The organism is Salinisphaera sp. LB1, from assembly GCF_003177035.1.
Lineage (GTDB): Bacteria > Pseudomonadota > Gammaproteobacteria > Nevskiales > Salinisphaeraceae > Salinisphaera.
The window spans coordinates 2,433,590-2,455,234 of record NZ_CP029488.1; the positions used below are offsets into that span (position 1 = coordinate 2,433,590).

At 63.2% G+C, this 21,645-nt stretch carries 12 protein-coding genes; 4 read left to right on the plus strand and 8 right to left on the minus strand.

Going from position 1 to position 21,645, the window contains the following annotated elements:
• Positions 1-295: 295 nt before the first annotated feature.
• From SALB1_RS10980 to SALB1_RS10995, 4 genes are all read left to right on the plus strand, one after another.
• Complete coding sequence (locus SALB1_RS10980) at positions 296-1,333, plus strand: YncE family protein (RefSeq protein ID WP_109993908.1); 1,038 nt, start codon at positions 296-298, stop codon at positions 1,331-1,333.
• Positions 1,334-2,029: 696 nt separating this feature from the next.
• Positions 2,030-4,237: a methyl-accepting chemotaxis protein gene (locus SALB1_RS10985; protein ID WP_109993909.1), complete on the plus strand. Its 2,208-nt coding sequence runs from the start codon at positions 2,030-2,032 to the stop codon at positions 4,235-4,237.
• Positions 4,238-4,791: 554 nt separating this feature from the next.
• The gene (locus SALB1_RS10990) at positions 4,792-5,793 is read left to right on the plus strand and encodes a TAXI family TRAP transporter solute-binding subunit (protein ID WP_109993910.1); all 1,002 of its coding nucleotides are present in this window, start codon (positions 4,792-4,794) and stop codon (positions 5,791-5,793) included.
• Between the two features lie 112 nt (positions 5,794-5,905).
• A complete protein-coding gene (locus SALB1_RS10995; RefSeq protein ID WP_109993911.1) occupies positions 5,906-7,936 on the plus strand; it encodes a TRAP transporter permease in 2,031 nt (676 codons plus the stop codon).
• Positions 7,937-8,543: 607 nt separating this feature from the next.
• Here SALB1_RS10995 and SALB1_RS11000 read toward each other — a convergent pair.
• From SALB1_RS11000 to SALB1_RS11035, 8 genes are all read right to left on the minus strand, one after another.
• Complete coding sequence (locus tag SALB1_RS11000; RefSeq protein ID WP_109993912.1) at positions 8,544-9,002, minus strand: hypothetical protein; 459 nt, start codon at positions 9,000-9,002, stop codon at positions 8,544-8,546.
• Between the two features lie 34 nt (positions 9,003-9,036).
• The gene (locus SALB1_RS11005; RefSeq protein WP_109993913.1) at positions 9,037-10,152 is read right to left on the minus strand and encodes a porin; all 1,116 of its coding nucleotides are present in this window, start codon (positions 10,150-10,152) and stop codon (positions 9,037-9,039) included.
• A 742-nt stretch (positions 10,153-10,894) separates the two neighbouring features.
• Positions 10,895-11,593, minus strand: coding sequence for an ABC transporter ATP-binding protein (locus SALB1_RS11010; RefSeq protein ID WP_109993914.1), 699 nt, complete (start codon positions 11,591-11,593; stop codon positions 10,895-10,897).
• Positions 11,580-13,445: a branched-chain amino acid ABC transporter ATP-binding protein/permease gene (locus tag SALB1_RS11015; protein ID WP_179950735.1), complete on the minus strand. Its 1,866-nt coding sequence runs from the start codon at positions 13,443-13,445 to the stop codon at positions 11,580-11,582. The genes SALB1_RS11010 and SALB1_RS11015 overlap by 14 nt, the downstream gene beginning before the upstream one ends.
• 2 nt (positions 13,446-13,447) lie before the next feature.
• Positions 13,448-14,323, minus strand: a complete 876-nt coding sequence (locus tag SALB1_RS11020) for a branched-chain amino acid ABC transporter permease (protein ID WP_109993915.1) — start codon at positions 14,321-14,323, stop codon at positions 13,448-13,450.
• A gap of 141 nt (positions 14,324-14,464) precedes the next feature.
• Positions 14,465-15,823 carry a substrate-binding protein gene (locus tag SALB1_RS11025; RefSeq protein WP_109993916.1) on the minus strand — a complete coding sequence of 453 codons (1,359 nt, stop codon included), beginning with the start codon at positions 15,821-15,823 and terminating at the stop codon, positions 14,465-14,467.
• Between the two features lie 469 nt (positions 15,824-16,292).
• The gene (locus SALB1_RS11030; protein ID WP_109993917.1) at positions 16,293-17,609 is read right to left on the minus strand and encodes an amidase; all 1,317 of its coding nucleotides are present in this window, start codon (positions 17,607-17,609) and stop codon (positions 16,293-16,295) included.
• Positions 17,610-18,455: 846 nt separating this feature from the next.
• The gene (locus SALB1_RS11035) at positions 18,456-21,431 is read right to left on the minus strand and encodes an NAD(P)-dependent oxidoreductase (RefSeq protein WP_109993918.1); all 2,976 of its coding nucleotides are present in this window, start codon (positions 21,429-21,431) and stop codon (positions 18,456-18,458) included.
• Between the last annotated feature and the right edge of the window lie 214 nt (positions 21,432-21,645).

The window sequence follows — 21,645 nt, forward strand, 5'->3', positions numbered from 1 at the left end:
CGGCCGGTCGCTGGTTTCACCGCCGCCACCAGGCCATGCGTCGGTATGTGTCGATAGATCGTTTCGTATCGGCCGGCCGGCACAAGACGGCAGCGGCGGCTCTGGAAGGGGGCAGGCGCGGCAAGCTGGCTGGCCGAGCTGCATACCGGGCGGGCCGTGGTCATGGCGTATCGCGTCCCCGATTCCGCACGCCTGCCGGAGGGCGTTGAAAACAAAGCGTACATTTTTCGTTTCTCTGGGTCGGGCGGGCCCGGCTTAGACTGCGAACGATCATTTTTATTGTTCGGTATTCCGCATGCTTTATCGCCGCTCCGTTCCCCTTGTCGCGGCCCTCGTCCTGTTTGGCACGATCTGGATGGCCGGTGCCGGCAGCGCCATGGCGGCGGTCACACATCGAATCCAGCTGCCACATCAAGGCAGCGGCCTGGATTTCGACGACATGACCTACGCGCCGTCGCTGCATCGCGTACTGGTTCCCGCGGCGCAAAGCGGCGCGTTGGCGCTCATCAACCCGGCGCGCCAGACCCTGGGTGAATGGCGACACATCGTGCCGTCGGGCCAGGGTGCCGATCACGACGATGCCGGCACGACCTCGGCCGATTCCGGCGACGGGCTGGTGTTTGCCAGCGATCACAAGGACGAAGCGATTGTTGCCGTGAATCCGCACGGCGGGCAGGTCGTGGCGCGTGCCAAGCTGGCCTCGGGCCCGGATATCATCCGCTACGTGAAGCCGCTCGATCAGGTGTGGGTCACTGAGCCGGAAACGCATGAAATACAGCGGTTCAAAGCTACCGCCGGGGCGCATCCGTCGCTGCGACTGCTGGGCGCGATCTCCCTGCCAAAAGGCTCGCCCGAGTTGCTCGCCGTGGACGCGGCCCATTATGCGGTCTATGCCAACCAGCGGCCGGCCACCACGCTAAAAATCAGTCTGCGCTCGTTGCAGGTCGTGGCCTCCTGGCCCAACAGCTGCCAACGCGACCAGGGGCTGGCCCTGGCCCCGGCGCGGAACCTGCTGTTCGTCGGCTGTCGCGAGGGTAAGGTCGTGGCGCTCGATACAGCGCAAAACGGCAAGGAAGTCAGCCACGCTGCGGTGGGGGCCGGTGTCGATCTGATCGCGTGGAACCCGCACTTGCAACACCTGTATGCGCCCGGTGCGCGCAGCGCCACCCTCAGCGTGCTCAAGCTGACCGCGCACGACCAACTGCAGAAAGTCGCGACCGTACCCACGGCCAAGCATGCGCACTGCGTGGCCACCGACGATCAGAATCATGCCTACGTCTGCGATCCGCGGCACGCGGCGATTATTGTGTATCGCGACCATAAGACCGACTGACGGTCGCGCGGGTTTGTGCCGGTCCATTGATTGGCCGGTGCAGCCGCTCGCCGCCGCGCCCCGGGCGAAACCGAGGCGCGGCACGCCTAAACAGCTGCCTGTTCCATTCTCGGTGGCCCGCTTGGCGAGGGGCGGGACAAGGCGAATCCCCGAATACAAGCCACTATGCCCCGGACCGCGTCAAGCCAGGGCGGGCGGGAGCCGGCCAGCCCGCATAGGACCTAACCCCCAACCGGCCGGGCCTCGCCGCTTAAAGACGGAACGCCGCCTCGGCCGTGCGCATGGGCGCCCGCGTGCCGGGGCGCACCGGCGTGGTAACGACTCGGTCGGCATACGGCCCGAGTTATGAGTCGGCGCTTCGGATTACGGCCTGCCCTCGATAGTCCGGGCGCCGGGGTGCAGGGCCGGCCCGCGGAATAGGCCGGCGCGCCACATCGGGGCTGACACGCCTTCAGACCGTCACGCGGTATTGCGTGAGATGGCAGCCGCCTCGAGAAAAACACGGGCCGCACCGGCCGCGTGGTCTCTTTTGCGAGGCCGGCGTCGATATCGCTATCACGGCAATACGCTCAAGCTTTCCCCTGACGCGCCGTTACTTCCCGGGGCCCAAAACTTATCTCAATGTGTCCGCGCATGCCTTTCTGTATTGAGCCGGCATATGCGTACAGACATTGGCCAGCCGAGTTCGCGATCAAGATGAAGCATTTCAAGTCAATCAAGCACTTTGTCGTCCTCGCTGCCGGGGCCTGTATTCTGGCCGTGGTTGGCGCGTTGCTCATCTACAGCTACTTTTCAACGACGCGGACCGAGCAGATGGTCCAGGCGCGGACTTCGTCGTTGCTGAAAGCCGGTATTGACAAGCGCCTGACATCGCTAGCCAATGCCCAGGCCGCGAAAATCAACGGTAAGTTGGAGCGGGCATTAGGTGTGGCGAAGTCGCTGGCCCATGCCAACGAATTAATGGGATCTCCGGACGGCAAGGAGCCGGCACTCGGTATCACGCGCCGCGGCATGTCGGCACTGACCAAGCAGGCAGTGGTCAAGAATCCGTTTTTGCTCGATGCCTTTATCGGCTGGGAGCCGGATGCCTTCGGTTCGGATAGCGCCTATGTTCCGCCGCAACAGGATGGCAAGGGCTATAACGGGGGCGGGCGTTTCAGGCCTTGGTGGTACCGGACGAAAAACGGCGACGTCAAGGTGCTGGCGCTCGGTATCCAGAATGGCATGGAAAGCCAGAAAATGCTGTCTTCCGGCGTGCGCAAGGGCGAGTATTATCTGTGCCCCCGGGAAACCCACAAGATATGCATCATCGACCCTCATATCTACAACTATGGCGGGAAGAACAAGATGGTGACATCGTTCAACGTCCCGATCATGGTCGATGGTGTTTTCAAGGGGGTGGCCGGGACGGACCTTTCCGTCAATTTCATCCAGTCGTTTCTTTCGCAGGCCAACAACGCACTCTACAACGGCGCCGGTCGCATGGCGCTGGTCGCGCCGCTCGGGCGGTTGGTCGCTTACACCGCGGATGCGTCCAAGCTCGGCAAGCCGGCCAGCCAGGTGCTGGGCGACGCCAGCATGACGCGTCTCAAGCAGGCTCGCCAGAGTGATAAAGCGATACGCATGACGGATCACAAGGCTGGGATGATCGAGTTCTATCACCCCATCCGGATCGGTAATACCGACACCATCTGGACGCTGGTGCTGCAATTGCCCGTCTCGGCGGTGATGGCGGACCTCAATGCCATGCACGGTGATCTGACGCAGCAACGCACGCACGACATCGTGGGCATGGCCCTCATCAGTGCGCTGGTCGCGGGATTGGGTCTGGCGTTCATCTGGTGGGTCGGGCGCGGTATCGCGCGGCCGTTGGGCGAGCTCGCGGGACGTATGCGGGATATTGCCACCGGCGATGGTGACCTGACGCGGCGCCTGCCGGTATCCGGGCGCAATGAACTGGCGGCCGTTGCCACCCAGTTCAATTCCTTTGTCGACAAGATCGAGCGGGTCATGGTCGACGTTCGCCGTAGCAGTGAGAACGTCAAAATGGCCTCGGTCGAGATTTCCGCCGGCAGCATGGATCTTTCCCGACGCACCGAAAACACGGCGGCCAACCTTGAGGAGTCGGCAGCGGCCATGGAGGAACTCACCAGTACGGTGTCCAATTCCGCCGAATCTTCGCGTCATGCCGCGAGCCTGGCCGATAGCGCGGTAACGGCGGCTGAAAGCGGCAATGGCCTGATGACGGATGTCGTGGGCACGATGCGCGACATCAGCGCGTCTTCCCAGGAAGTGGTCAGGATCATCGATGTAATCGATTCGATCGCCTTCCAGACCAACCTGTTGGCGCTCAATGCCTCGGTCGAGGCGGCACGCGCCGGCGAACACGGCCGAGGATTCGCGGTGGTGGCCGAGGAAGTCCGGCGCCTGGCCAATCACAGCACCGAGTCTGCGAAGGAGATCAAGACGCTGATCGATACGTCGGCCGAGAAAACGGCCAGCGGCGAAGCCCTGGTCCAGCAGGCCGGCGACAAGATGAAAGACATCGTCGAACAGGTCCAGCGTGTCAATCATCTGATCAACGAAGTCACCTCGGCAGCCGACGAACAGAAAACCGGCATTTCCCAGGTCAATCAGGCCGTCACGCAACTGGACCAGATGACGCAGGAAAACGCGGCGCTGGTGGAGGAGTCCGCAGCGGCATCCGAGTCGCTGAAGCGGGAAGCGTCGCAATTGGCCGAAACGGTGAGCAGCTTCAAGGTCCGCATGTCACTCGACGATGCGGCCGATGCGGCGGATACCGTCACATCCGCGGCCAGGGGCGAAGCGCGTCAGGACAACGCGATGGCGGATCGCGGTGGCGAGAAATTCGGCGAAGCCGCGCCGCAAACGAGCGGGCTTTGAGGTTGGCCCGGATGCCAATAGCGAGCTGCGTACCTTGTGCGCGGCGGCGGCGAGGCATGAGGGCCGTGATGGGGTAGGTCGTGGAGGTCATCGCTCGCGGTGGCCCGGCGGCCAGAGGATAGGTGGCCCCGCGCAGCGGGACGGGCATGAGCGTCGCTTTGAGCCGGTCGCTGCTTCGGCGGAGGCCGACGCGCCTGAGCGCGGCGCCACAACCTCTGGTTGGCTTCGTGCCGCGCTCGCTGGATAAATGCGGGGAGGTCGCGCCGGTTGTGCTTGGAGCTTATTCCAGCAGGCAACGTGGGCCGTGGGCTTTTCGGCGAAGCGCGGCTGCATGGCCCGCCCATCTTGACAATCGCACGTGCCGGCGTGCTATAGGGTAATTTCAGTAGACGGGCGGGAAACGACGACACCGGCCGTGTGTATTGTGGAATAAAAATATGTTGGCGTTTTCCGCCGACGCGGATAGCCGGCCCACCCTGTCATTTTAACGGGCGAGCCGTGCCGGGATCGGGCCAAACGGGCCACAAAAAAACAGATTAACCGGGGGATACATCATGCTATTACGGACCATTAGAACTGTTCTCGTATTCACGCTCCTGTGCGGCCTTGCGCCATTGGCCGGGGCAAAAACTTTCATCACGATCGGTTCGGGCTCGACCACGGGGCTTTACTATCCGACTGCAGTGGGCATCGCCAAAATCGTCAACGAAAGCGGCATCCCGGTGCGGGCGAATGCGCGCTCGACCGGTGCTTCGGTGTACAACTGCCGGGCGATTGGCCAGGGTCAGCTCCAGATGGGCATCGCCCAGAACAACATTGCCTATTACGCCTACAATGGCAAAGGCGTTCAGGCGTTCGAGGGCAAGCCGATCGGCAAGCTGCGTGGTCTGGCAGTGCTCTATCCGGAAACTATCCAGATCCTGGCCCGCAAAGGACAAGGCATCGAAAGTGTCGCCGATCTCAAAGGCAAGCGGGTTTACGTTGGCGACATCGGCTCGGGGACCGAGCAGGACGTCAAGCATCTGCTGGCGGTTTACGGCCTGAGTTTCGATGATCTCAAGGCGCCGGTACGTGGCAGTGCCGGTAATGCCGTTGGGCTGCTGCGCGACGGGCGGATCGATGCCATGTTCTATACCGTCGGCCTGGGCGCGTCGGCTATCACCGAGGCGGCACAGACCGCGCCGATCGATCTGGTGGCAATTCCGCAGGCCAAGATCGACGAGTTGCACAAGAAATACGCGTTCTATACCGCGGTAACAATCCCTTCCGGCACCTATCCCGGGATCGATCACGACGTCTCAGCGGTGACGCTCAAGGCGACGTTGGTGGCCTCGGCCGATCTGCCGGAGGACGTGGTGTATCAGTTCATGAACACGGTATTTAACAAGCATTTGCAGTCGTTCTACAACGACATCCAGAACCCGAACCTCAAGAAGTTCTTCACGGTGAAGAGCGCGCTAGATGGTATGCCGATCCCGCTGCATCCCGGCGCGGTGAAGTTCTTCAGGCAACAAGGCGTCACGGTTCCCGACGATCTGATGCCGCCAGCCTCGTAGGGGCTATTGCCGTTTCACGCGACGCCGCATTACGGTGATTATCGACGCGTTTTTGCGTTAACCGCCGAACCCCGGCCGTGCAGGCCGGGGTCGTTTGGTTAGGGGTCACGCCATGGTCGAGCACGTCAGGGCAGAAGCTGCCGATATCGTCAAATCCAGCGAGTTCGGGGCGCGCGAGCCGCGTGCCACGTGGCAGCGCTGGCTGCTTATCGTGATTGCCGTGGGCTGGAGTCTGTTTCAGCTGTACGCAAGCTATTTCGGTACGCTGAATCCGCAGAAGATCGGCGCCATTCATTTGGCTTTCGGCTTCGCGCTGGCGTTCCTCGCTTATCCGCGCAGGTCCGGCCGGACGGATCGCATTCCCTGGTACGACTGGCTTCTGGCGATCGCCAGTGTGACCGCGTCGCTCTATGTCCTGGTCGATTACTACAATCTGACGGCGGTCCAGGGCGGTATGCCGATCCCGCGGGATGTGTGGTTTGGCACCGCGCTGATCGCCGTGCTGGCGATTGCCGCGTCTCGTATCGTGGGCTTGGCCCTGCCGATTATCGCGGGCGTCGTTGTACTGTATGCCGCCACCGGGCCGGCCGGCATCATTCCGCTGACGCCGCCCGATATCATCTATTTGCATAACGGCTATAGCTGGTCACAGATCGTCCAGCAGCTTTTCATCACCACCGAGGGCATCTGGGGCACGCCGATCCAGGTTTCGGCTACCTTCGTGTTTTTGTTCGTGCTGTTCGGCGCGCTGCTGGAGAAAGCCGGAGCAGGGCAGTACTTCGTGGATCTTGCGTATAGCGGACTCGGCACCTTTCGCGGCGGCCCGGCTAAGGCCGCCGTGGTGGCCAGTCTGCTCACGGGGGTGATCTCCGGCTCTTCCACGGCCAACGTGGTGACCACCGGCACGTTCACCATCCCGTTGATGAAGCGGGTTGGCTATCCGGCGGTCAAGGCCGGGGCCACCGAGGTGGCGGCTTCGGTCAACGGCCAATTGATGCCGCCGATCATGGGCGCGGCCGCTTTCATCATGGCGACGTTCCTGAACATCCCGTATTCACAACTCGTGATTTATGCGTTGGTGCCGGCGGTGTTGACCTATCTCGGGCTGCTGTTTGTGGTGCATCTTGAGGCTCTCAAACTCGGGCTACAGGGTCTGCCGCGTTCGGAACTGCCGGCGTTCGGGCCCACCTTCATCAAGGGTGTGCACTACCTGATCCCGGTGGCGTTTCTGCTCTACGAGCTGATGTGGGTGAAGCTCACCCCCGAGCGCAGCGCCCTGAATGCCACGTTTGCATTGATCGCGCTCATCCTGGTTCAGGAGGCCTACCGGGGGTGGCGGGCCAATGGCAACGTCATGGTCGGCCTCTGGCACGGCGTCAAGGAGGTGTTCGGAGGCCTGGAACTCGGCGCCCGCAACATGACGACGATTGCCATCGCAACCGCCGCGGCCGGGATCATCGTGGGTATGGTGACCATGACCAACCTGGGCTACGGCCTGACCCAGGTCCTGGGTGCCCTGTCCGGGGGCCATGTATGGGTGGTGCTGATCCTGTCCGCGCTGACCTCGCTGATCATGGGTATCGGCTTGCCGACCACGGCGAACTACATCGTCATGGCGGCGCTGGTGGCGCCGGTCATCGCAACGCTTTCCGGCGCGGCTGGCATGGTCGTGCCGTTGGTGGCGATTCATCTGTTCGTGTTCTATTTCGGTATTCTCGCCGATGACACGCCGCCGGTCGGCTTGGCCGCTTATGCGGCGGCGGCGATCTCGCGCGCGGATCCGATCGCGACCGGGGTCCAGGGGTTCATCTACGATATGCGCACCGCCATTCTGCCGTTCATGTTCTTCTACAATCCGCAGCTGTTATTGATCAACGTGGGTAGTTGGTACAACGCAGCTTGGGTGATTCTGACCGCTCTGATTGGAATGCTGGCCTTCGTGTCCGCCACCCAGGGGTATTTGCTGACCCGCATGCGCTGGTACGAGCGGGTGGTGATGCTGGTAGGGGCCTTGCTGATGCTTAAGCCGGGCGGCCTGACCGACGTCGTGGGCATCGTGCTGCTGGGGGCGATTATGCTGTATCACCGCGGGCGCGGCCAGCCAGGCCCGTTGAGGCGGGCTCCGCAATCGGCTCGGGGCTGAACCGGCCGACCAACAAGCGCGCCGGCTTGCATGGCGGCTGCGGGCGCCGGGAGCCGCAGCGTCGTCGATACATGGAGTAGGGAGAGGCGCTGGTCGCCGCAGGGCGGAAGAGGATTTTTGTGCGTCGTTTCGGACGGTGGGCTGAAGGCAGGGCAACCCCCGTGCGGGGCACGGGCTGCGCGGCCGCGAGTTGGGGCGCTCCAACGGTCGCCGATTGCGCCGCGCGTTGCGTCCATTCAAATGTCTCCTGGGGCGTGCCTTGCCCGAGACTGGCCGGCGGGGCGGTTTCCCGGGTCGCCGTAATAGCTGCCTTATCCGCGCTGATGTGCCGGCCTGACAGCCCGTGCGACGGCGCTATCGGCTGATCCCGGGCGCAGCTCGTGCGGGTGGCGGCGTACCACTCCGTCGGAGTGGGTGTGAGCGCTTGCAGTCGAAGGTGGGGCAGCGACCGGTGTTTGGATGGTTGCCAGTGAGCGATTCGGCGCGTGGCAGAGGGCGGAATGCCAGTTGAGCGCCGGTAGGGCAGCCGTTTCTGTCCGAGGCTTGCAGCGAATAAAAAAGGCTTTCCGGAGAAAGCCTTTCAAGGTTCAGATGCTCAGCCGTTCAGCTACTGATGGGCACTCTTTTGCCACTGCTGATACTGCTTCCATTGCAGCCATTCGCGGAACTTCCGGTACTGCGGTGAATCCTTCGACATGTGCTGGAAGTTCTGGAACTTCTGATACTTCTCGAACTGACGGTATTCCTGTTGTTGCTCCGGGCCTGCTGCAGGCTGCGTCGATGTCGACGCAGCCTGGCCCTGATTTGCCGCCGTATCCGTGGGCTGCTGATTGGCGTTCGGGTTGAGCAGGGCGCCTTGCCCGGGCTTGTCCGAGAAAATGCGCATGCCGCCCTGATAGTTCTGGTCGGTCTTGTGCATATGAATCAGCCCGGGGCCTTTGGCCATGTGGTCGCCGGAGCCCGGCAGCTGATCATAGTTCTGAATGTGCCCATGCACACCACCGGCACAGCCAGCGGTTGCGATGGTCGCCGCCACCGCCAGGGTGCCCCATCCGTAATGCTTCACAGCAACTCCTCAATACACCGATAGTCGGCTTAAACTACATGAACTTCAGGCGGACACCCGTATAGATCTGGTTGATGTCTTTCACGCCCGTGCCCAGGCCGCTGGCGGTGTACAAATGGTAGGACGCATACAGCTGGATGCTCTTGGTCCAGTCACGACGGTAGGCCAGACCGTACTGGTTGCCCTTGCTACCATCCATGTAGGCGCCATCCGTACGGTCATAGTTGACCTGGAAATGGTTGTTGCCCTTCACGTAGCCGATGCCGGCGAAGTAGTTGTTGGCGCTGTTCTTGCCGTAGCGGACGAAGTCGCGATGCTTGCCCGAGACGGTGAACACGATACCCGACGGCAGAAGCAGCGACGCCGAACCGCCCATTTCGCGGAAGCGATGGCCGTTAACGTAAAGGCTTTTCTTGGGATCGTACTTTTCGCCCTGATTCTGGGAGTCGACATAGTCCGCTGCGACCGCGAATTTGCCGCCCCGTGCAAAATCCGTGGCGTAGCGTGCGGCCAATTCGTACGCATGGCCGCTGTCCACACTCGCGGACAGCGTCGTTCCGTTGAACGTCGGCGAGTCGTAGCGAATGGCGTTCTGACGCGACAGCGCGTCAAATTCGTTGAAGACCTTGCCTACCTTTGCACTGGTGACTTGGCCGTCCTTGCTGATGAAGCTGAGTCCACCAGCATAGTCGGCAAAATCGACACCGCCACTGAGGTAGGTCAGGCCGGAATAATCGACCTCGGAGGTCGCATTGGCGGCACCGTCGACCTTGCCCAGCGTGAAGCGGCCGAAGTTGCCTTCCAGATAGATATTGGCCTGTCGATTGTCGAGGAACGTACTCTGCTCGTTGCCGGAGTTTTTCACATCCCATGAAGCGCTGGCGTTGTTGCCGAGCCCGATTTCGTAGTCGAAACCGACTTTCATGCCATTGCTCATCATCTGGTCGCCGGTGAACCGGAACCGGGTGTTGGAGCCGGTATTGTCGACGAAGCCCACGTCGGTGTTTTTGCCGTTATCGACCACGCTCACGGCACGGTCGACCTGACCGGATACCTTGAAATCGAAAGCCTGTGCGGCCGGGGCGGCGACGCCCATGGCGGTGATGAGTGAAACTGCCGACGGCAGCACATACTTGTTGATGGAACGCATTGGTTTAGAACCCCCTGAGCATGCTGATTACCCGGGCCCGATCGGCCCGAACCCTGTTCGCTGAATATCCCGCCACGGCAGGCTGTGCCGGGCGGCGGGCTGGAACGTATCTCCCTGCTTCAGTCCGTACGCCCGGGCGTAATCTGATCAGCCGCGATGTGCCAAGGCCCTGTGGCCTGCAAAAGCCGGCATATCCAACTTACGACGCTGTATAAGGCGGGGCGAGTAGAAGTGTCAAGTTGTTGTCATGCGATTATGAGAAAATATTAAAGCCATTTGTTCTAGGCGTCTATTTATCGCCCTTTTTTCGGGCCTTTTCGCGGCGATTAATCCGTTAGTCGTATCCGGCAAATCGGGCATGGGGACGCCGCCTTCTTCCTGCCGGTCAGCGCTCGGATTTCCACCCTGCCGCCCGATGGCGAGGCCTGTTGCGGTGTGCCGGAGAGTGGCCTTGCGCGGGGCATCAGGCGCCGATAGCTGCGGCGCCGTGCTAGCGAGGGGCTTGTCGTGTCGGGCGATGCCGGCGATGCGTGTCCCATCGCGGCGATATGAGTTATCCGGCAGAACTGCCCGCTCGCACTCAAAAGGCGCCCATTACTGACGCGTTGCGCCGCCAGAGCTGGCTTTCGGAACAACCGGCGGATTGCGCCGACCGGACGCTTGCAAACTCGGTCACGCAGACCGGCCACGGCCAAGCAGCCGCTGCGGCCTCGAATTGCCGGCTCGCGACCATAAATGGGCTTCAGACCCCCAGATAACGGCTCATGACGTCCTTGTCGGCGCGTAATTCGCTCGGCGTTCCCTCATACACTTTATGGCCGTTGTTGATGACGTAGCAGCGGGTGGCAAGCGACAACGCCGCCGCCACGTTCTGCTCGACCACGACGAAGGTTTGGCCGGCGGCGGCCAGCTCGCCGCAAATCCGGACCAGATCCTTCACGATCAAGGGCGCGAGGCCTTCGAACGGCTCATCCAGCAGAATCAGCTTGGGGTTGCGGATCAGCGCCCGTGCGATTGCCAGCATCTGCTGCTCGCCGCCGGACAGGTCCTGGCCGCCGCTGCGCCGCCGCTCGGCCAGCCGCGGGAAGGTGTCGTAGATGCGGTCGAAGGACCAGGCGTCGGTCGCTGTGAGGGCCGCCAGTTTGAGGTTTTCGTGGACGGTGAGCGCGCCGATGATGCGCCGTTCCTCCGGCACCAGTTGCATGCCCGCCCGCGCGATCTGGTAGGGCGGGCGGCCCTGGATGGATTCGCCATCGAAGGTGATGGTGCCGGACCGGGGCCGGACCACACCCATCAGCGAATTGAGCGTGGTGGTCTTGCCGGCGCCGTTGCGACCGAGCAGGGCCACGACTTCGTTGCGCTCCACGTGCAGGTCGAGGCCGAACAGGATATGCGAGTCGCCATAGAAGCTGTCGATGCTGTCGACCTCAAGCAAGCTCATTTTCTTCCATCCCTCCGAGGTAGGCTTCCTGGACTTTCGGGTGGCCCTTGATGTGCTCGGGCGTGCCTTCGGCCAGTTTCTCGCCTTCGTAGAACACGGTGATGTGCTCGGCCAGTTCGAAGATCGCATCCATATCGTGTTCCACCACGATCAGCGTGCGGCCGACCCGGAGCCGCTGCAGCAGCGCCACCGTGTCGGCGCGTTCCGACGGGCTCATGCCGGCCAGTGGCTCGTCCAGCAGCAGCACCTCGGGGTCCATGGCCAGCGCCAGGCCGATCTCGAGCCGGCGTTTCTCGCCGTAGGCGAGCACACTGGTGGGTTGGTCGGCGCGTTCGGACAGGCCCATTAGTGCCATGAGCGACTCGACCTTGGCGTTGACCGCATCCCAGCGTGCCAGCCGGCGCAGCATGTCGAGGCGGAACGCACCGCGCTGGCGCGCGAGCACCGGTATGGTCAGGTTCTGACGCACGGTCAGGTTCACGAACAGCTGGTTGATCTGGTAGCTCTTGCTCATGCCGAGCTGTGAGACTGCCGCCGGGCCGTGCTTGGTGATGCGCTCGCCGCGGAAGAAGATGTCGCCCGCGGTGGGAATGTGTTCACCGGTGAGCATTTTGAAGAACGTGCTCTTGCCGGCGCCGTTGGGGCCGATCAGGGCGCGCACTTCGCCGGCCCGTACCGTGAAGTCGACGGTGGTGACCGCGTGCACGCCGCCGAAGTGCTTGCTCAGGCCGCGTGTTTCGAGCACGACCGGGGCATCGTCGGCGGTCCGCGGTTGCACTGACGCCGGCGGCGTGCCGGTCTCATCCGCGGATCGCGGCCGGGTCGGCGAGGCGCTGCCGGTGGCGGGTTCGGCCGGGCCGCCAGTCGGGCGCGGCTGCATATAGCGCAGGATCTCGCCGCAGATGCCGCGGCGGAACAGGGTCACGAGGATCACGAACACCGCGCCCAGGATCAGCTTCCAGAGCGCGCCGATCTCGGGAATATGCTGGAGTACCTCGCGCAGGTAGAGCCAGATCGTGGCGCCGAGCAACGGGCCGATGAGCGTGCCGCTGCCGCCGATTACCGTCTGCATCACCAACTGGCCGGAGGTTTGCAGGGCGAAGGCGTCGGGTGGCATGTAGGCCTGCAGGATGCCGAGCAGGCCGCCGGCGAAGCCGCCGTACGCCGCGGCCACGATGAATATCGTGAGCTTGTACTTCTGCACGCTGTGGCCGCAGGCGATGGCGCGCGGCGTGTTTTCGCGGATGGCCATGAGCACCGCGCCGAATGGCGATTTGACGATGCGCCGGGCGAGCACGAATCCGACCAGGAACAGCGCGGCCATGAAGCCGTACATGCTCCACTCGCCGGACTTCACGACGATGGTGGCCACGCCGAGATGCAGGACCGGCGCCGGCACGCCGGGCAGGCCGTTCTCGCCGCCGGTGAAGGCCGACAACGGGGAGTTTTCCAGAAAGAACGACATCTCGCCGAAGGCCAGCGTGATCATGGCGAAATAGATGCCGATCCGGCGCAGTGCGAACACCCCGATCACCGCCCCGTAGACCGCGGCCAGCAACGTGCCGATCAGCAGCGCGGCGTAGACATTGGGCACCAGCCCGTTGACCAGCAGATACGCACTGATGAAGCCGCCCGTCCCGAAGAAGGCGGCCTGGCCGAAGGACAGCAGGCCGGTGTAGCCGAACAGCAGGTCAAAGCCGAGACCGAACAGCCCCCAGATCATGATGCGCGCCATGGTATCGGCGTTGAGCCCGATCCAGGGCAGGATGAAGGGCGCGATGATCAGACCGGCGGCCACCGTCAACTCTACCCGCCAGCCGCCGCCCCCGGCGCCGCGTCGCGGCAATAGCATGCTCATTCCCGCCCCTCCTGACCGAACAGCCCCTGGGGCCGCAGTACCAGGACCAGCGCCATGGCCGCGTAGAGCATGACCTGCGAGTAGGCTGGATTGAACATGGAGGTGAGGCTGATGATCTCGCCGGCGATCAGCCCGCCCAGGATGGCACCGGGAAAGGAGCCGAGCCCACCGATCACGACCACGACGAACGATTCCACCAGCACCTGCTCGCCCATATCGGGCGTGACCGACACGATCGGCGCGTCGATGGCTCCCGCATAGCCGGCCGCCATCGCGCCCAGGCCGAAGACCACCATGAAGGTGCGTTGCACGTTGAGGCCGAGCATGCCGACCATGCGCTGGTCCTCGATACCGGCCCGCACGACCAGCCCCAGCCGCGTGCGATACAACACCAGGTAGAGGATCAGCAGCGTGACCGCGACGATCACCATCACGATCAAGCGATATTTGGGATAGATCATGAAACCCATGTTGAAGATGCCGTTGCCCCAGTCCGGCACCGCCATGCGGCGACTGATGCCGCCGAACAGCAGACGCACGACTTCGACGATCACGATGCCCAGGCCGAAGGTCATCAGGATCTGGTCTTCCGGCGGGCGGTCGTAGTACAGCCGGATCAGGCCGCGCTCGATGATCACGCCGAGCACGAGCACGAACAACGCGCCGCAGGCCACGGCCAGCACGAAGGAGTGCGTGGCCTGCATCACCGCATAGCCTACATAGGCGCCCACCATGAACAGGGCGCCGTGGGCGAAATTCAGCACGCCCAGCGTGCCGAGAATAATGGTGAGACCGGTACTGATCAGCGCCAGCAGCGTGCCCAGCGCCAGCCCATTGAACAGCTGCGACAGCAACAGCGAGAGATTCGGCATGACAAGTCCTGTTGAACTCGCGGGACAAGCCCATCAAAGCGCCGGATCAGAGCCCGTGAATCGGGATGATCCGGTATTCGGCAAGAGCGCGGCTCCGGCGCGGCAATCCACCGCCGCACCGGCACCGCCAGCGGCACGGGTCTAGGTATAGGAACCGAGCTTGCAGGCAAAGGTGCCGGGCGGTGGCATCACATCCTCGCCCGGCGTGACGCCGACGATCTCGAAGTAGTCCTCCTTGCTCTTCATCTGGCTCTTGCTCTTGCCGACGACCACCGGCACTTCACGCACCATCTGGTGGTCCTCGGCGCGGTAGTAGACCTCGCCCAGCGTGCTCTGGATGTGCTTGCCGCTTTCCAGGGTCTTGATCACCTCGGGCGGATAGAAGGTACCGGCGCGGGTGACCGCATCCGCCCAGATCATCGACTGCAGATAGGCGATATGGGCCGTCCAGCGTGGCTTGGAGCCGTATTTCTTTTCGAACGAATCGACGAAGGTCTTCGCGTAGTCGTTGCGATCGGCCATCGTCCACCAGAAATCGAGCGTGCCGTACACGCCGGCCATGATGTCGGGGCCGAGCTCGGAGGCCTGGAAAGGCGAGATGTTGGGCACCACCATCTTCATCTTGTCGAGGATGCCGAACTGCTGGGCTTGCTTGCTGGAGGCCACCGAGTCGTTGCCGAAGCACACGTTCACGAATACATCGGCGCCGCTGTTGGCGATGTTGAGCAGGTAGGAGCTGTAGTCGGAGGCACCGACCGGCACCAGCACTTTCGAGACCGTCTTCCAGCCCTGCGCCTCGGTGAACTTGCGGGTGGAATCGAACACGGTGTGGCCATACGTGTAGTCCGGCACGAGATAGGCCGCCTTCACGTTCTTGCCGATCTCCTTGGCCACGACCGGCGCCAGCGCCTTGCCCGCCATATAGGCCGAGGGTTGAGAGCGGAAGCCGTAACGCTGGCAGTCCTTGCCGGTGGTGTCGTTGGAGCCGCTGGCCCCGACCATGTTGACCACCTTCTCGCGCTGGGCGAGTTTCTCCAGCGCGATCGCCACCGCACTGCTGGAGCAGCCGCTGATCATGATCGCTTTCTTTTCGTGGATGAAGCGCGTCTGCACCTGGACGGCACTGTTGGGCTTGGTCTCCGAATCGCCGATGCCGTATTCCACATGCTTGCCGAGCACGCCCTGGCTGCCCTTGAGCGAATCCATCATCGCGGCCATGCCGGTGCCGTTGTTGATGTGCTCGAAGGCCAGCTCGTAGCCCTTCTTCTCGTCCTGGCCGGCGGTGGAATAGGCGCCGGTCAACGGCACGCTCAGGCCGACGAAGACACTGTCGCCGCTCGCCCCGGCCGGGAACGTCCCGAGGCTGGGATAGTCCTTGGCCCAGGCGGTATTGAGCAGCGCGCCGGGCAACATCAGCGCGCCCGCCGCGCCCAATCCGGTCTTCATGAAGGCGCGGCGGCTCGTGGCCGGTCCGAACCCGTTCGATCTACGAGTTGACATGATTTTCGATTCCTCCGATAGGCGGCACCCGGGGTGCCGTACAGCCTTTGACGTCGCGCCCTGCCGGCGTCCGTTGCAACCTGGATTCAATAGACGGCGACGGTATGCCGATCCGTGGATCGACGAGCGGCCCCATGGCGTCACGCGTTATCTGGCTTACGCTCTTGTCGCGGCCGTATGCCCGGTAACCGAAGTCATCCGCGCGAATCCGGTGCCTTTGCAACAAGAGGGTTTTGTTGATTTATTTCGCGTCACCCACGCAGCTACTGTCGGTGCTGCCGAGACCGGGGATCAACAGAGACTTCGTTAAGGGTCTTATCTTAAGCCTAAGAGTAATGAGGATTCATGGGGTTGCGTTTTCACTTATAGACGGAAGTCGTAGCGCCGGGCGCGGTGCTGTGTGCGGCGGCAGCAGGCCTGGGTCCCGATTCCCAGCCCCATGCATTGCCCATCATGGTGTGGACTCGCCTTACCGGACTTTTCGGTCGGGGTCGGCGGGGGTGCTTTCGAACGCCTGGGCCAACCATTGGGCGGCCCGTAAAAGCGCGGCATCCCCGTCGCGCGATCCGATCAGCTGAATGCCGACCGGTAGCCTGTTCGGGCCGGTCAGGCCCGGTACGTTGACGCAGGGCACGCCGAGCAGCGTCCAGATCCGATTGAAAACCGGGTCGCCCGTGCCCGAGGTCGCCAGCGGCGCCTCGCCGGGCGCACTGGGCGTAAGCAACACATCCACGTCGGCCAGGCAATCCGCAAACGCGGCGCGACACTGCGCGGCGCGACGGCGAGCGGCTTCGTAGTGGCCGGCAGCGATCGTCGCCCCGTGATCGAGCAGCACGGCCAGCCGTTCGCTGAGTTGGCGGGGGTGCCGGTCGCGCTCGAACGCCAGGCAGCGAGCGGCTTCGAAGGCCATGATCGTTTCCTGGGCCGCGAGCAGGTCGTCGAAGATAGCCGGTAGGGTCACGGTCTCGACATCGCCGCCGGCCGCGGTCACACGGTTGATCGCCGTATCGCAGGCGGTGCGCGTGGCCGAACGGGCGGCGTCCCATTGCGGGGTACGGCAGAAGCCGAAGCGCGGCGGCGTGCCGGATGCGGTATCGATTCTCAGATCGCGCCCACTGAGCACGCTGCCGAGCAGCGCAGCACCGGGGACATCGGCGGCGAAAACGCCCACGGTGTCCAGCGACCAGGCCGCGGGCTTGAGGCCGGCCGGACTGATCCAGCCGTAAGACGGCTTGTAGCCGACGATACCGCAGAACGACGCCGGCCGAATGACCGAGCCCGCCGTCTGGGTGCCGATGGCCAGCGGCACCTGACCGGCAGCGACCGCGGCCGCCGAGCCGCTGGACGATCCGCCCGGTGTGCGTTGGCAGTCGTGCGGGTTGCGGGTCTTGCCGGGATTGAAGAAAGCGAACTCGGTGGTCACCGTCTTGCCCACGACGAGCCCGCCGGCCTGTCGGATCAGGGCGACCGCCGCCGCATCCGACGACGGCGTGTGCCCGGCATAGATCGGTGAACCGTAGGCGGTGGGCATATCGTGGGTATCGAATATGTCCTTGATGCCCACGGCCAGCCCCTGCAACGGCCCCCGCGCCGGCATACGGTCGAGCTGCCGGGCGGCGTCCAGCACGGTATTCGGATCGCAGTGCGTCCAGGCCCGGATCTCGGACTCGCGGGCTTCGATGCGTGCCAGGCATTGCCGGGCCAGGGCTTCGCAGGACAGCGCGCCACTCGCGATACGGTCGCGGGCGGTGGTGGCGGAGAGAACCGGTTCGGCATCACTGATCATCGGGCTTTCCCTTGGCTGCCAGTGGACTGATACGTCCAAGCGCAATTTGGTGGGGAGAGATCGGGCATCACGAGGCAGGGGATGGCTTGCGGTTGTCGAAAGCCTCAGCCGACCCAAGCCTGGTCACGCCCTCTACGCAATCCTAGCCCGGAAGAACGCCGGGTGATATTCCAGTGCTGCGCATATGGCTTGAGCCGAGTCCAGGGCCACCGCCGACCGGCGTGACCGCAACATGACCTGTCGCGAGCAAACGGAGCGGTGTCCGTGGTCGCGGGGCCGTCCACGGCGGGTGTCCCGCACACTAGCGCGCTATTTTCCGCAGGGATTACCGGGGCGGTATTGTGGGCTGCAAATATTTCAATTCGGGATCTGAGCTCGATTATTTCGGATAACTTTCTCCCTGCTTTATCTACGTTTAGCGGCAAGGGTCTGTTGCCGTTTCGTCCGAGTCCGCGCCAAGCGCTTCCTGAAAAATTACTTGGGGGCGGCAAGACGAGGCGTAGCGAATGTGGCGTAGTCGTTCTACGCGAGAGAGCTACAACGCTGGATTGCCGCAAAACAGCGCTTGTCCCTGCGGGTTGGGCCGCAAATCGCGCCCTGCGGCGTTGTGAGTCTGGGTCGTGGCACGCCACGACGCGGCGACTCACGCCTTGCCGGACACGATTTGCGGACGCCAACGCGGCGCTCGCACGAAACGGCAACAGGCCCTAGTGAATTTGCGTTCATTTGCGGACAAATTTTTTTCTTTGTGCGCATTATCTAGGGGCGGTTCGTGTTACGCCGGTGCATGCAATTCTGACACGGCTTGCACCGGCTTTTTTCGATCAATTCAACCAACCCGTCGCTTTAATCCCTGAATGGCCCCTCGATCCCGAATTCGTGCATCAGGCTCTTGTGAGTGTTGTATGCCTTGAGCAGCGCCCCGCCATAGCGGTCAGTCAGCATCGCCTGGCGTTCGGCATCGGTTGCCGATGCGAGAGCGCCCCAGACCGCGGCCAGGTTTTCAGCGGTTCGGCGCGCTTCGTCTAGACTGGTGCGATCGGCGGCGAGTGAGGTTATATCGCCCGCCGAGGCCGCGCCGACCCCGGCCACGGCTTGCGCACCACCGTCGGTATAACCGTCCGGTAACTCGCCTTTGAGATTCACCACGCGATGAAAGCGAATCAGATCAAGAATCTGATCAACGGCCTGTTTCGCGCCTTCGACCCGTGAGTGATGCTCGGTGTCCGCGGCCGCGTGGGGCAACAGCGCCAAACGGCCGGGGTATTTCTCGCTCAGTGGCAGATAGGGCGCCATCGGCCCGGAGACGGCGCCGGTTTGCGGGTCGGTGAACAGATCGGCGTCGACCGCGGCGTGGCGAATCCGGCCCGACGCCAGCGCACGGTCGAGTGCGTCGACATCCACCCCTTCACCGCGGTCGTAGTTCAATAGGACCGCGCCGTGATTGACCGCTGCGAAGACGCTCTCGCCCAGAAAACCGGCGTTGGCGAATTGGCCGGTCTGGGGGTCCAAAGCGCCAAGGCCGGTGTGCAGTGACAGCACGTCGGCGCCCTCTGCGGCCTCTTCCCTGGTTGCGGCAAAGGTAAAGCCTTCGCTTTCAATCCAGGGGCGGTGATTGGCGCGCGCGAAAACCCGCACATTCATACCAAAGGCAGCGGCGAGTTTGGCCACCTCGCGGCCGATATTGCCGTAGCCGAATACTGCGATGGTCTTGCCTTCGAGCTTTTCGGTCGGGACCTTCCGCAGGTCGCGGCCGGTGTCAAAGTCGCCGGCGGCGGTCGCGGCGTGCAGTTCTTCGACCGGCAGATCGGGCAGCACCTTCAGCAGCGCCTTCATCGTCATCTGCGCGGTCGCCCGGCTGTTGAAGCTCGGCGTGTTCATCAGCGGTGCCCACCCGCCCCGGCCGTCGCCGCCACCCCAGGAGGCAGAGCCCATGTTGCCGGTGCCGGCACCAATCCGCACCCCGCCCAGCTTGAACACCGCGGCTTTCGGCAGGAACGTGGCCGCCGCAATCACCGCGTCGTACTGACCGTCGCCGGCAGCCGCCATGATTTCATCTTCGGACGAGATGTCGGGGATGTAGAAAAAATGGATTTTTCCTTTTTCCAGTTCATTTTCGTCGGCCCGCGCGGTTTCGTGGAATACGCCGCCGCTGGCTTCGACGTGGGCCTTGACCTCGGAATGATCCGGCAGACCGTCGGCGTCGAACTTCAACCCGACGCGATCACAGATCAACACCTTGTAGGCGCGCTCCGGATCGTCCATTCGACGGTTGACAGCAGCGGCATCGGCGGCCGGGAACGTCTCACCGAGCGCTGCCAGTTCTTCTTCCAGCACTACGGCCTTCGCGCGCTGCCAGGCGTATTGCAGGTTTTCGAGTAGTGCCGTCACGTCGCTGACCGGACGGATACCGCCAATCCAGGCACGATAGTCGCCCGGGGTGCCGGGGAAGGCGTTGATGTAGCGCGCGACGTCGAGCCCCGGCTCGTAGCTGCCGTTCGGATGCGTCACGCCGGTATAGGAAAGGATCGCCTTGGAATAGGCGACGATGCGCGTGTGGATGGCCGGATCGGTGATGTCGGGGTCGCGCACCTTGAGCAGCGTGACCGCGGCGCCGCGATAGTCCGGGTCGCGCACGCCGAGTTCGAACAGCGGGTTGGCCGCCACCCAGCGATTCACCTCGTCGCGGTTTTTGCTCGAGCGGGCATTGAGATCCGCTACCGAACCGACACGCTTTTCGGTGCGCAGCAGGCCGAACGTGGTTTCCGCAAAAGCCAGCGTCGAAAAGGTATTGATCACGCCGCCCAGCATCTTGTCCTGTGCGGGGTCGTAAATCGGGCCGATGTTCACGCTCCGCTCGCCGGTCAAAGGCTTTTTCGGATCGACGGGTGTTGCGAGCTTGAACTGGCGTGGAATGGCCCACGACGGCTGCTGCTGATTGCGCTCAATCAGATCGAGCGCAGCCGGGGTAAACGAGGCGACATAGTACCCGGCGACGCCGCCGATGGCCTTCTGGAACGGCATGAACAGGCAGCAGCGCTGGGTGACTTCATGCACCAGCGTCTCGCCCCAGGGCATGGCACCCAGCATCGAGGTCGCGTCCAGCACCGCATGGTGTTCTGTCGGATTCATGTCAATCCAGGCCAGCAGCCGCTGGACATCGGCGGTCGCGTAGGTCGACGCACCAGTGGTCTCGTGGCCCACGCCGATGACCAACTTGACACCCATGTCGGCCAGCGTTTCGGCCGGCGGTACCACGCCTTCTTTCTCGGCGAAGTGGATGCGGCCTTCATCGCCGTCGCGCGCGTGGCGCATCATCTCGATGATCTGCGTCCCCCAGGACTGGCGGAAGAATCCCGACGCCTTCGCGCCTTCGGATTCCGGTCGCAGCGTGTCGACGAAAACGTGCTGCGAGGAATCCCGGGTGGTGATCAGATGCTGCACACACACGGTAAAGCCGGAATGGCCGCCGCCGAGGCCAATGGCCATTCTGTTTTCTTTGGGAAACGCGAAGTAGCGGTGGATTTCCCGCATCATATCCAGCAGGAACTTGTCCGCCGGATAGCCGCGGTGCATCGACCGCCCGACTTCGGCGGCGGTGAAAGGGCCAAGATCGCGGCCCCTGTCATCGCGCTTGCGGTAGTTCTCCTCGAGCCAGTGCTCGAACTCGAATTTCAGCAGCCGGCTGTCAACCTCGTCCGCCGCCCCGTCGGTAATCGGGCCGACCCCGAAGAACGGATTGCCCGTCCGCTCCGGGGCGCCGCCTTCAGTTGCCTTGATTGCGGCCAGACGTTGGGCTTTGAGGCGTTCGATGTCAGACATTTCCTGCGTACCGTGCGACGTTGGATCAACAGCATCCTACCTCGCGCATTTGTCCGGAAAGCGCCTAAAACCGTCGTACGCTGTAATGAAAACGCCACATGCATCTTTTGAAGTTTTCGTCGATCTGACGGTATTCGAATCGCAGCGCGCCCAGGCCCGGATTTCGGGCTCGCAGGTTTCGATACGCGCCAGGCATTGCCAGGCCAGGGCCTGG

What these genes read in the sequence shown, in the direction of transcription:
- SALB1_RS10980 (WP_109993908.1), top strand. Translation starts at nt 296, where the DNA reads ATGCTTTATCGCCGCTCCGTTCCCCTTGTCGCGGCCCTCGTCCTGTTT.
- SALB1_RS10985 (WP_109993909.1), top strand. Translation starts at nt 2,030, where the DNA reads ATGAAGCATTTCAAGTCAATCAAGCACTTTGTCGTCCTCGCTGCCGGG.
- SALB1_RS10990 (WP_109993910.1), top strand. Translation starts at nt 4,792, where the DNA reads ATGCTATTACGGACCATTAGAACTGTTCTCGTATTCACGCTCCTGTGC.
- SALB1_RS10995 (WP_109993911.1), top strand. Translation starts at nt 5,906, where the DNA reads ATGGTCGAGCACGTCAGGGCAGAAGCTGCCGATATCGTCAAATCCAGC.
- SALB1_RS11005 (WP_109993913.1), bottom strand. Translation starts at nt 10,152, where the DNA reads ATGCGTTCCATCAACAAGTATGTGCTGCCGTCGGCAGTTTCACTCATC.
- SALB1_RS11010 (WP_109993914.1), bottom strand. Translation starts at nt 11,593, where the DNA reads ATGAGCTTGCTTGAGGTCGACAGCATCGACAGCTTCTATGGCGACTCG.
- SALB1_RS11015 (WP_179950735.1), bottom strand. Translation starts at nt 13,445, where the DNA reads ATGCTATTGCCGCGACGCGGCGCCGGGGGCGGCGGCTGGCGGGTAGAG.
- SALB1_RS11020 (WP_109993915.1), bottom strand. Translation starts at nt 14,323, where the DNA reads ATGCCGAATCTCTCGCTGTTGCTGTCGCAGCTGTTCAATGGGCTGGCG.
- SALB1_RS11025 (WP_109993916.1), bottom strand. Translation starts at nt 15,823, where the DNA reads ATGTCAACTCGTAGATCGAACGGGTTCGGACCGGCCACGAGCCGCCGC.
- SALB1_RS11030 (WP_109993917.1), bottom strand. Translation starts at nt 17,609, where the DNA reads ATGATCAGTGATGCCGAACCGGTTCTCTCCGCCACCACCGCCCGCGAC.
- SALB1_RS11035 (WP_109993918.1), bottom strand. Translation starts at nt 21,431, where the DNA reads ATGTCTGACATCGAACGCCTCAAAGCCCAACGTCTGGCCGCAATCAAG.